Below are 10,487 nucleotides of genomic sequence, written 5' to 3' on the forward strand. Positions count from 1 at the left end.
GGCAGGCTTGCACATGATCGTCTCCCCCACCCAAGCAAATCCACCCACCCGGGCATTCGGTCACCGGGCCGGCGGTTTGTGGGGGGGTCGGCGGCTGCGCCCAATGGGGCTCGCGGTGGCTGACCGCCGGGCCAGCGGCTGGCGGGGTGGTCAGCGGCTGTGCAGGTGGCTGATCGCCGGGGCGGCCGTTGGCGGGGTGGTCGGCGGCTGCGCACGGTGGGTTTCGGGTGGCTGACCGCCGGGGCGGCCGTTGGCGGGGTGGGCGGCGGTGGCTGCGCTGATGGGGTTGGGGGGTGGGCGGCGACCGGGTCTGCGGTTCTGTGGTGGGTACCGCGAGCGGTTCGGGGCACGGGGTGCGGTGCTGGAACACCGCTCGCGGTGTTCCACAGTGGACTGGTGGTTCAGGGGGCTGAGGCTCGGACGATCAGTTCGGTGGGGATGATCTCCGGGGTGGTGGGGAACGGTGCGCCCGCCAGGTTGGCCAGGAGGATGGTGGCCGCTGCCTCGCCCATTTCCCGGGAGGGGCGGCGGACCGTGGTGAGGGGTGGCTGGGTGTGGGCCGCCAGGTCGATGTCGTCGAAGCCGATGACGGCGACCTGGGTGGGGACGTCGACGTGGGCCTCGTGCAGGGCGTCCAGGACGCCTGCGGCGGTGAGGTCGTTGTGGGTGAAGACGGAGTCGAACTCGTGGTTCTCGGCCAGCAGGGCGGTGATGGCCGTGCGGCCGCCCGCGCGGGTGGGGTCGGCCTCGACGTGGTGGGGGGTGGGGTGGCCTGCCGCGGTGAAGGGGGTGCGGAAGCCCTCGGTGCGGGCTCGGGTGCGGCCGAGGGCCGCCGGGCCGGGGATCACGACCGGGCGGGTGCGGCCGGTGGCGAGCAGGTGGGTGGCCGCCGCGGTGGCGCCCGCCCGGTTGCTGGTGGCCACCGACGGGAAGCCGGGGTGGTCGCCGTCGCCGTCGCCGTCGCCGTCGTCGCCGTCGTCGACCACGACCACGGGGAAGCCGGATTCGCGCAGGCCGGTGAGGCAAGAGAGCGGGTCCGGGGGTTCGACCAGCAGCAGGCCGTCGAACGCGTTGCCGGAGACGTGGCGGGTGAACCGGGTGACGGAGTCGGCGCCGCGGTTCATGGTGTGCAGGAGCAGGCCGTAGCCGTGGGCCTCCAGGACGTCCGACACGCCTTGCAGGACGTCGCCCATCCAGGGGCAGGTCAGGTGGGGGACCAGGACTCCGACGGTTTGGGTGCGGCCCCGGGCCAGGCCCACGGCACCCGCGCTGGGCGTGTAGCCGGTGGCGGCGATGACCTCCCGCACCCGGACGGCCGTGCCCGCGTCGACCTCGCCGCGGTTGTTCAGGACCCGCGACACAGTGGCCTTGCTGACCCGCGCGCGGCGGGCGACGTCCGCGATGGTGACCCGCATCCTGCCCCCGAGATCGCCGTGAGCCCCGAGCATACCGAGAACGGGCACCGCAATAGTGGCATTCGGGCGAAAATCTCAGACAGGATGCCCGAATTCGGTGGTTTGTTGTTGACGGAAACATTTCTTGCGGGTAACCGGACCGCGGCGTCGGCGATCGGCCGCGTTGTCCGGGTGCGACAGGGAGTCCGGACGCGCACTGGTGGGCAGCGCTGGTCAACCCACCGGGTGGGGTGGTTACGGCAGTCCGTTGTGGTCGTCCGCGGAGGAGGCCACGCGCAGTTCGGTGTTCATGCCCGCGACGTCCAGCACCCGGCTCACCGCGGCGGACACGTCGACCAGGCGCAGCCAGCCGCCCGCGCGGTCGAGTCTGCGCTGGGCGGCGAGCAGGGCGTTGAGGCCCGCGCAGCCGAAGAACTCCGCGTCGGACAGGTCGATGATCAGGCCCGGTTTGGGGCCGCGCTGCTCGGCGACCGCGCCCAGCAGGAACCGCTCCAGGATGCCCGCGGCCAGCAGGTCGACCTCGCCACCGATCGCCACGGCGACGACCCCGGGAGCGGGCGAGTCGTCCAGTCGAAGATCCACCGCTCGTCTCCACCCAGCACGCAAGGACCAATTCCCGACCGTACCCCGTGCGCGGTACCGGCAGGGCGGCCGAACGAGTGAAGATCGGGAGAACAACCGGGTGCCCGGCTCAGCCCTCGCGGAGCATGCGGACCAGTTCCACCGTGGCCAGCCCGCACAGGGCGGCCAGCGACTCCAGCGCCGACAGGTCGAGGTCGCGGGTGCCCGGGGCGTGCCGGGCGACCTCCGCCGCCGCCCACCGGCGGGCCGGGTTCAGCGGGGCGCGCTCGTCGAGGGCGAGCCGGGTGAGGTCGACCTTGAGCGAGGCCGGGTGGTCGTCGTGGTTGACCTGGTCGTGCACCCGCTCCAGCAGGTCGTGCGGGGACGCCTCCAGGGCCGTGCACAGCTCCACGAACCGCACCACCGTGCACGAGCGCGTACCCGTCTCGTAGGAGGCGAGCGCCTGGGCCGACAGCTCCATCGGCAACCGCTGCACCAGTTGGGCCCGGGTCCACCGACGCCGCACCCGCAATTGTTGCAATTCCCGACCGAGGGCACGCTGATACGCCACGCAGTCCATCCAACACCCCCGACCGTCCGCTTCGACCTCGAGAACACGAAGCTTTGACCAGCGTGTTCCCCGGGGTTTGTCAAGTTACGCACATTTGGGCGAGCTGTACCCTCTCCGGGCCAACGATCGCTCGAACGAGTGAGTTGAACTCCGCTCAAGCCCACACTGAGTGGGTCTTTTGCCGAGGTGTGCGCTCGAAATCGGTTGTGGACAAGAACCGGGTCAGCGGGTGAGGACCGCGATGAGCGCCGCCGCGGCCGGGAGGAGCACCAGCAGGCCCATCGGGGAACCGGAGCCGTCCACGACGGACCGGCCCGCGGCCACCGCGCGGCGGATGTGCCGGTAGCGCCCGATCCCCCGCAGCAGCACGCCCGCCGCGGTGAGCAGCACGGCCCCGCCGCAGACCAGGCCGACCGGGGAGCGGGCGCCGTGCAGGAGCAGGGCGCCGAGGGCGGCGGTGGCCAGTGCGGTGCGCGACCAGGCCAGCCGGGTGCGCTCGGCCTGCAACCCCGGGTCCTGGACCGCGCTCACCGGACGACGACCAGCACCAGCACCAGCAGCCCGACCGCGACCGCGGTGACCCCGAAGGCCAGCAGCGGCAACTGGGTGGACGGCGGCAGCGCCCGCCCGAGCCGCATCGCCCGCTCGGTGCGCCGCCAGCGCCGGTGGCTCAGGGCGGCCAGCACCGTCCCCAGGGCGACCAGGGCCAGCGCCAGGGCGGTGCGCAGCGGCACCGGGGCGGCCGGGAGGTACTGCGAGACGGCCACCCCACCCGCGAGCAGGGCGAGGGCGGTGCGGACCCAGGACAGGAAGGTGCGCTCGTTGGCGAGGGAGAACCGGTAGTCCGGGTCCTCGCCCTCGGTGATCCGGATGCGGTCCGCCCAGGAGGCCATGGCTGGATCGTAGGCGCGCGTTCCACGCTCCGGGAAACGCTCTGGGAAAATGGCAAGTGCACGGGAGGTTGCCACCGGGTGCGTCCGGGCGGGTCGGGGTGGGCCGGACAGTCGGCACCCGGTTGTCGGAACCCCGCACTGCCGGTGACCGATCGGCAGGCGCGGGCCGGTGCGGCGGGGCTCGTTCGGCCGCTGTTGCCGCGGCTCACCGCTGCCGTAGCGTCGTCCCCCTCGGTTGGTACACCGTCGTTAACTTCCCGGATTTCCCAGGCGGTGCCCACCGGGGCAGCAGTGCTCGAACCCGGTCCTTCTCCCCTGCCTTGGAGGCCGTTCGTGAGTCGCTTGTCCCTGCGTTCCCTGTTCGCCATCGCGGGCGCCACGGTCACCGCCGTCGCGCTCGCCACCCCCGCCAACGCCGCGCTGCCGTCCGTGCTGGACGCCACCGCGGACAGCGGAACCCTTGCCGCCACCCAGGAAACCCTGGCGTCGCGGCTGGGCAGCAGCTACGGCAACACCTGGCTCGACCAGGCGACCGGCAAGCTGGTCGTCGGCGTCACCGACGCCTCGCGCGTCGCGGAGGTGCGCGCCGCGGGTGCCACCGCCAAGGTGGTCAAGCACAGCGCCGCCGAACTGGCGGGCGTGCAGTCCACACTGGACGGCAAGGCCGCCGGGGCGGCCGAGTCGGTTCCCGCCAGCGTGACCGGCTGGTACGTCGACCCCGCCGCCAACCAGGTCGTGGTGTCGGTGCTCAACGACGACGCCGCCGGTCTGGCGTGGGCGAAGACCGCCGCCTCCGGCCCGGTGCGCACCGAGCGGGTCACCGACGCGCCGCGTCCGCTGTGGAACATCATCGGCGGCCAGGCGATCTACTTCGGCGGCGGCCGCTGCTCGGTGGGCTTCAACGCCCGCAACTCCGCGGGCACCCGCTACGTGATCACCGCGGGCCACTGCACCGAGCTCGGCGGCGCGGTGACCGGCACCGGCGGCAGCATCGGCTCGGTCAGCGGTTCGTCGTTCCCCACCAACGACTACGGCCGGATCACCGTGTCCAGCTCGGCGGCGGTCTCCACCCCGCTGGTGGACCGGTACTCCTCCGGGTCGGACGTGACGGTCGCGGGCCGGACGGTCACCCCGGTCGGCGGCGGTGTCTGCCGGTCCGGTTCGACCACGGGCTGGAAGTGCGGCACCGTGCAGGCGTTCAACCAGACCGTCAACTACGGCGGCGGTGACATCGTCTACGGCCTGACCCGCACCAACGCCTGCGCCGAGCCCGGCGACTCCGGCGGCTCGTTCGTCAGCAACCCCGGTTCCGGCACCCGCGTGCAGGCCCAGGGCCTGACCTCGGGCGGCTCGGGCAACTGCTCCTCCGGCGGGACGACCTTCTTCCAGCCGATCAACGAGGCGCTGACGGCCTACGGCCTGACCCTGGTCACGGGCTGACCCACCCCTCGGGGTAACGCGCCCGCCCGGTTGTCCCACCGGGCGGGCGCGCCCGCGCGCTCAGGTCCTGGTGACCACGACCCGGTCGAAGACCTCCGCCAGCACGGTGTCGTCCAGGGTGCCCGCCAGCGGGGCGGCGACCGCGGCGGCCGACCAGGCCACGGCGGTGCGCAGCCGGTCGGGCCAGTCGGCGCCCGCGGTGTGGGCGAGGGCGGCCACGGCGGCGTCGCCCGCGCCCGTGGGGTTGCCCGCGACCCGCGACGGCGGGCGGGCGGTGAAGCTGCCGGCGGGGGTGTGGGCGCGCACGCCGTCGACGCCGAGGGAGACGACGACGGCGGCGGCGCCCAGGTCGGCGAGGGCGGCCGGGTCGTCGGAGCCGACGGCCTCGCGGAGTTCGTCGAGGTTGGGCTTGACCACGTCGGCGCCCGCCGCGGCGGCGGCGAGCAGGGCGGCCCCGCTGGTGTCGACCACGGTGGGCACGCCCGCGCCCGCGGCGCGGCGCACCAGGTCGGCGTAGCCGTCGACCGGGGCGCCCGGGGGCAGGCTGCCGGAGCAGACCAGGACGTCGGCGTGGGCGAGGTGGCGCTGCACGAGCGCGACCAGCCGCTCCCAGTCCACCGGGGACAGCGGCCCGCCCGGTTCGGTGAACAGGGTGGCGTCGCCGCCGTCGTCGACCACGGCGATGGTCATCCTGGTGGGGGCGGCCACCGGCAGCAGCTCGTGCGGCACCCCGGCCTCGGCGAGGTCGGCGCGCAGCGAGTCGCCGAGGATGCCGCCGACCGGGCCCAGCGCCAGCGTGGGCACCCCGCGCTCGTGCAGGACCCGGCTGACGTTGAGGCCCTTGCCGCCCGCCCGCTCGTGCACGGTCCGCACCCGGTGGGTGCGACCGGGCCGCAGGTCCCCCACCCGGTAGCTGACGTCCAGCGCCGGGTTCCCGGTGACTGTGAGGATCACGCGCACTCCCCTTCCCCTCCGGGCGGTCGCGCCGCCCGGGATCTCGACGGTCAGGCCTGTGGTGTGCCCGGTGGCACGGCGGTGGCGGGGACGGCGTCGAGCACGCCGAGCAGCCGGGCGGCTTCCTCGGTGACCGCCGCGCGCGCCGGGGCGAGGTACCTGCGCGGGTCGACCAGCGCGGGGTCGGCGGCCAGCGCGCGCCGGGCGGCGCCGGTGAAGGCGGCGTTGAGGTGCGTGGCGATGTTGACCTTGGTCAGCCCGGTGCGCACCGCCCTGGTCAGGTCGGGGTCGGCGATGCCGGAGGCGCCGTGCAGGACCAGCGGGACCCCGACCGCGGCGCGCAGGGCGGCGATGAGGTCGAAGTCGAGTTCGGCGTCGCGGGTGCGCATGGCGTGCGAGCTGCCCACGGCCACCGCGAGTGCGTCGACGCCGGTGGCCTCGGCGAAGGCGGCGGCCTCGGCCGGGTCGGTGCGGGCGCCGGGGGCGTGCACGCCGTCCTTGCCGCCGACCTCGCCCAGCTCGGCCTCCACCGCCACGCCGCGATCGTGGCAGCGGCGGACGATCTCGCGGGTGCGGGCCACGTTCTCGGCGTAGGGCGCGGTGGACGCGTCGAACATGACCGATCCGACGCCCAGGCGCAGCCCCTGCTCGACCAGCTCCGCGGACTCGACGTGGTCCAGGTGCACCGCGACCGGCACCGCGGATTCCTCGGCCACCGCCAGCGCGGCACCGAGCAGCGGGGCGAGGGAACCGTGGTAGCGCACGCAGTTCTCGCTGATCTGGAGCACGACCGCGGTCCCGGCGCGCTCGGCGGCGGCGACCAGCGCGTAGGCGTGCTCGAGCTGGATGACGTTGAAGGCGCCGAGCCCGTGCCCGCCGCGGACGGCGGCGGCGAGCAGGTCGGCGGTGCGGGTCAGCGGCACGGCGGCAGCACGACCGAGCGGGTGAGGTGGCGCGGCCGGTCCGGGTCGAGCCCGCGCCGCCGGGCGACCGCGACCGCCAACCGCTGCGCCACGACCAGGTGGGCCATCGGGTCCAGGTCGCTGTCGACCCAGGTGGCGCCGGTGGCGGCGACGTCGTCGGCGAGCCCGGCGGGCGCCGGGCCGAACAGCCAGGTGACCCGGCCGGGCTCGGCGACGCTGATGGGGCCGTGCCGGTACTCCATCGCCGGGTACGACTCGGTCCACGCGGACGCGGCCTCGCGCAGCTTGAGCGCCGCCTCGTGCGCCAGCCCGACGGTCCAGCCGCGGCCCAGGAAGGTCACCTGGTCGGCGGCCACCAGGTCCCCGAGGTCGACGGTCAGCGCCCGCTCGGCGTCGGCGGCGGCAGCGGTCAGGTCCTCCCCCAGGGAGGCGCGCAGGTACGCCAGGGCGGTGGTGGCGAACCTGGTCTGGACCACGGATTCCTCGTCCGCGTAGTCGAGCAGCACGGTGTTCCCGGTGAGGTCCGGGTTGGCGGTGAGGACGGTCGCCCCGGTGGTGGCGAGCAGGTCCAGGACCTCGGTCGTGGTGCCGGAGCGGGTGATCGCCACGACCTGGTCGTAGTCGCGCCCGGCCGGGAACTCCGAGGCGGCGAAGGCGTCGGTGTGGCCGTGGCCCGCGGCCTCGCGCAGCGCGGCGAACGCCATCGCCATGAACCAGGAGGTGCCGCAGCCGACCACGGCCACCGACTCCCCCGGTTCGGCGACCGGTCGGGCCTCGGCGGCGGCTCGGCGCCAGCACGCGGGCTGGCCTGCGATCTCCTCGGCGACGTGCGACACCGGGCCCCCTGCTCATTGATGCGCGTCAGACGCGCACATCATGCATCTGCGCGCAGTGCGGCGGCAAGGTGCGCCGCCGCCTCGATCTTCGCGGGATCGGCCGGGTCGGCGGTGAGCCAGCTACCGCCGACGCAGCCGACGTTGGGCAGCGCGAGGTAGCCGGGCGCCGACGCGGCGCTGATCCCCCCGGTCGGGCAGAAGCGCAGGCCCGGCAGCGGCCCGGCGATCGACCTCAGGTACGGCACACCACCGGCGGCCTCGGCGGGGAAGAACTTCAGCTCGGTGTACCCGCGCTCGGCCAGCCGCATCGCCTCGGTGACGGTGGCCGCGCCGGGCAGCACCGGCAGCCCGGTGTCGGCGGCGGCGCCCAGGACCAGGTCGGTGCTGCCGGGGGTGACCAGGAAGCCCGCGCCCGCCTCCAGTGCCGCCTTGGCGTGCTCCGGGGCGGTCACCGTGCCCGCGCCGACCAGGGTCTCGGGCACCTCGGCGGCGATGGCGCGGATGGCTTCCAGCGCGGCCGGGGTGCGCAGGGTGACCTCGACGACGCCGATGCCGCCGCGCAGCAGCGCCCTGGCCAGCGGGACCGCGTGCGCCGCGTCCTCGATGACCACGACGGGGACGACGGGCGAGACGTCGAGCAGGCTCACGGGCACTCCAAGCGCGATCGGGTCGAGCGGCACGGAAGAGGGTGGGGCGGAACTCAGGCGGAGAACTCGAAATCGGCGGCGGCGGCGTAGGCCGGGCCGAAGGCGCTGGCGCCGTGGTCGGCGGGGCCCACCGCGCGGCGCAGCGCGGCGAACAGCTCGCGGCCGGTGCCCGTCCAGGCGGTGTCGTCGGCGTGCGTGTCGACCGGGGTGCGGGCGGCGAGGACGTCCTCGTCGACCAGGAGCTGCAACCGGCCGGTGTTCGCGTCCAGCCGGACGAGGTCGCCGTCGTGCACCAGGGCGATCGGCCCGCCCGCGGCGGCCTCGGGGGTGCAGTGGATCGCGGCCGGGATCTTGCCCGACGCCCCGGACATGCGGCCGTCGGTGACCAGCGCGACCCGGTGGCCGCGGGCCATGACCGCGCTCATCGCCGGGGTGAGGGCGTGCAGCTCGGGCATCCCGTTGGCGCGCGGACCCTGCTGGCGCAGCACGATCACCACGTCCCGGTCGAGTTCGCCCGCCCGGAACGCGGCGTCGACCGCCTCCTGGCTGGTGAACACGGCCGCGGGCGCCTGCACCACCCGGTGCTCCGGGGCCACCGCGGACACCTTGACCACGGCCCGGCCCAGGTTGCCCGCGAGCATCCGCAGGCCGCCGTCGGCGGCGAACGGCTCGGCCACCGGGCGCAGCACCGACGGGTCGCCGGTGGTGGCGAGCCCGGGGCGCCACACCAGCTCGCCGTCGTCGAGCACGGGCTCCTGCCGGTAGCGGTCCAGCCCCGGACCGGCCACAGTGGACACGTCGCCGTGCAGCAGGCCCGCGTCCAGCAGCTCGCCGATGAGGAACTGGACACCGCCCGCGGCGGCGAAGTGGTTGATGTCGGCCGAGCCGTTGGGGTAGACCCTGGCCAGCAGCGGGACCACCGCGGACAGGTCGGAGAAGTCGTCCCAGGTGAGCCGGATGCCCGCGGCGGCGGCGATGGCCACCAGGTGCAGGGTGTGGTTGGTGGACCCGCCGGTGGCCAGCAGCGCCACGACCCCGTTCACCACGGCCTTCTCGTCGACCACCCGGGAGATCGGCGTGTACTCGGTGCCCTGCCCGGTGATCTCCACCGCGCGGCGGGCCGCGGCCTCGGTGAGCGCCTTGCGCAGCGGGGTGCCCGGCGGGACGAAGCTCGCGCCGGGCAGGTGCAGGCCCATCACCTCGACCACGAGCTGGTTGGAGTTCGCGGTGCCGTAGAAGGTGCAGGTGCCCGGCGAGTGGTAGGACGCGGACTCGGCGGCGAGCAGGTCGGCGCGGGTGGCCTGGCCCTCGGCGAACGCCTGCCGGACGCGGGCCTTCTCCGCGTTGGGCAGACCGGAGGCCATCGGACCGGCCGGGACCAGGATCGCGGGCAGGTGCCCGAAGGCGAGGGCGCCGATCAACAGCCCGGGGACGATCTTGTCGCACACGCCGAGCAGCAGCGTGGCGTCGAACATGTCGTGCGCCAAGGCGATGCCGGTGGCCATGGCGATGACCTCGCGGCTGAACAGCGACAGCTCCATCCCCGGGCGGCCCTGGGTGATGCCGTCGCACATGGCGGGCACCCCACCCGCGAACTGGGCCACCCCGCCGTGCGCGCGGACCGCGTCCTTGATCCAGGCGGGGAACTCCTGCAACGGCTGGTGCGCGCTGAGCATGTCGTTGTAGGCGGACACGATCGCCACCCCGGGCGCGCTGACGCCCTTGACCGCGAGCCGGTCGGGGCCGGAACAGGCGGCGAAACCGTGGGCCAGGTTGCTGCACCCGAGACCGGCGCGGGTCGGGTGCGGGGCGACGGCCGAGGCCATGCGGTCCAGGTAGGCCCGCCGGGCGGGCGCGCTGCGCTCGACGATGCGCGCGGTGACCTCGGCGACGACGGTGTTCAGGGGGGCCTGGGGCGGCTGGGGTGGCGTCATCGGCTCGTCATCTCCGGGTCGGTTCCGGTCTTCGGACTGGCTCGGGCGCGGCCGACGGTACCGAGGGCAGGGGTGGGAGTCAAAATCGATTCAGTGACCGGGGTCCCACTTTTCGGTGACGATCAAGTGATCGATCAAGATGCTCGGGTTGGTCCGCTTCGCCGGGGCCGCTGCGTGCTTCGGATCGGGAACTGGGATCGGATGGGGGTGCCTGGGTGGTCCGCTTCGACGGGACTGCGCCGTGCGCTTCGGCTCAAGAGCCCGGTCGTTTTGTGGGCGTGCCCGGGTGGATCTGCTCAGCCGTGCCGTGGTT

The 10,487-nt window shown here is 74.4% G+C and carries 11 protein-coding genes; 1 reads left to right on the top strand and 10 read right to left on the bottom strand.

The annotated features are described in order from the left end of the window. Nucleotides 1-401 precede the first annotated feature (401 nt). From UO65_RS05010 to UO65_RS05030, 5 genes are all read right to left on the bottom strand, one after another. Entirely contained in the window at nucleotides 402-1,415 is a 1,014-nt protein-coding gene (locus UO65_RS05010; RefSeq protein ID WP_035279214.1) for a LacI family DNA-binding transcriptional regulator, read from the bottom strand. A gap of 234 nt (nucleotides 1,416-1,649) precedes the next feature. Beyond that, entirely contained in the window at nucleotides 1,650-1,997 is a 348-nt protein-coding gene (locus tag UO65_RS05015) for an STAS domain-containing protein (protein WP_161784430.1), read from the bottom strand. A 109-nt stretch (nucleotides 1,998-2,106) separates the two neighbouring features. After that, nucleotides 2,107-2,556 carry a helix-turn-helix domain-containing protein gene (locus tag UO65_RS05020; protein ID WP_035279215.1) on the bottom strand — a complete coding sequence of 150 codons (450 nt, stop codon included), beginning with the start codon at nucleotides 2,554-2,556 and terminating at the stop codon, nucleotides 2,107-2,109. A gap of 213 nt (nucleotides 2,557-2,769) precedes the next feature. Continuing rightward, a complete protein-coding gene (locus UO65_RS05025) occupies nucleotides 2,770-3,078 on the bottom strand; it encodes a DUF202 domain-containing protein (RefSeq protein ID WP_052020756.1) in 309 nt (102 codons plus the stop codon). Then, nucleotides 3,075-3,440 (bottom strand): YidH family protein, encoded by a 366-nt coding sequence (locus UO65_RS05030; RefSeq protein WP_035279216.1) that lies wholly within the window; start codon nucleotides 3,438-3,440, stop codon nucleotides 3,075-3,077. Before UO65_RS05030 ends, UO65_RS05025 begins: the two co-directional genes overlap by 4 nt. 333 nt (nucleotides 3,441-3,773) lie before the next feature. Here UO65_RS05030 and UO65_RS05035 point away from each other — a divergent pair, with 333 nt between their 5' ends. Further along, nucleotides 3,774-4,880 (top strand): S1 family peptidase, encoded by a 1,107-nt coding sequence (locus tag UO65_RS05035; protein ID WP_035279218.1) that lies wholly within the window; start codon nucleotides 3,774-3,776, stop codon nucleotides 4,878-4,880. 60 nt (nucleotides 4,881-4,940) lie between these two features. Here UO65_RS05035 and UO65_RS05040 read toward each other — a convergent pair whose 3' ends face one another. The 5 genes from UO65_RS05040 to edd are packed head-to-tail and all read right to left on the bottom strand — an operon-like array spanning nucleotide 4,941 to nucleotide 10,174. Next, nucleotides 4,941-5,834, bottom strand: coding sequence for a 1-phosphofructokinase family hexose kinase (locus UO65_RS05040; RefSeq protein WP_035279231.1), 894 nt, complete (start codon nucleotides 5,832-5,834; stop codon nucleotides 4,941-4,943). A gap of 50 nt (nucleotides 5,835-5,884) precedes the next feature. Beyond that, complete coding sequence (locus tag UO65_RS05045) at nucleotides 5,885-6,757, bottom strand: class II fructose-bisphosphate aldolase (protein ID WP_035279221.1); 873 nt, start codon at nucleotides 6,755-6,757, stop codon at nucleotides 5,885-5,887. After that, nucleotides 6,748-7,593 (bottom strand): SIS domain-containing protein, encoded by an 846-nt coding sequence (locus tag UO65_RS05050; protein WP_035279223.1) that lies wholly within the window; start codon nucleotides 7,591-7,593, stop codon nucleotides 6,748-6,750. Before UO65_RS05050 ends, UO65_RS05045 begins: the two co-directional genes overlap by 10 nt. Before the next feature lie 38 nt (nucleotides 7,594-7,631). After that, nucleotides 7,632-8,240 carry a bifunctional 4-hydroxy-2-oxoglutarate aldolase/2-dehydro-3-deoxy-phosphogluconate aldolase gene (eda, locus tag UO65_RS05055; protein WP_084175329.1) on the bottom strand — a complete coding sequence of 203 codons (609 nt, stop codon included), beginning with the start codon at nucleotides 8,238-8,240 and terminating at the stop codon, nucleotides 7,632-7,634. A 53-nt stretch (nucleotides 8,241-8,293) separates the two neighbouring features. Then, the gene (gene edd, locus UO65_RS05060; protein WP_035279225.1) at nucleotides 8,294-10,174 is read right to left on the bottom strand and encodes a phosphogluconate dehydratase; all 1,881 of its coding nucleotides are present in this window, start codon (nucleotides 10,172-10,174) and stop codon (nucleotides 8,294-8,296) included. Nucleotides 10,175-10,487 lie beyond the last annotated feature (313 nt).

Source organism: Actinokineospora spheciospongiae, assembly GCF_000564855.1.
GTDB lineage: Bacteria > Actinomycetota > Actinomycetes > Mycobacteriales > Pseudonocardiaceae > Actinokineospora > Actinokineospora spheciospongiae.

Bases quoted from the DNA above. Each gene is read 5' to 3' on its own strand.
- UO65_RS05010 (WP_035279214.1), bottom strand. From the start codon at position 1,415: ATGCGGGTCACCATCGCGGACGTCGCCCGCCGCGCGCGGGTCAGCAAG.
- UO65_RS05030 (WP_035279216.1), bottom strand. From the start codon at position 3,440: ATGGCCTCCTGGGCGGACCGCATCCGGATCACCGAGGGCGAGGACCCG.
- UO65_RS05020 (WP_035279215.1), bottom strand. From the start codon at position 2,556: ATGGACTGCGTGGCGTATCAGCGTGCCCTCGGTCGGGAATTGCAACAA.
- edd (WP_035279225.1), bottom strand. From the start codon at position 10,174: ATGACGCCACCCCAGCCGCCCCAGGCCCCCCTGAACACCGTCGTCGCC.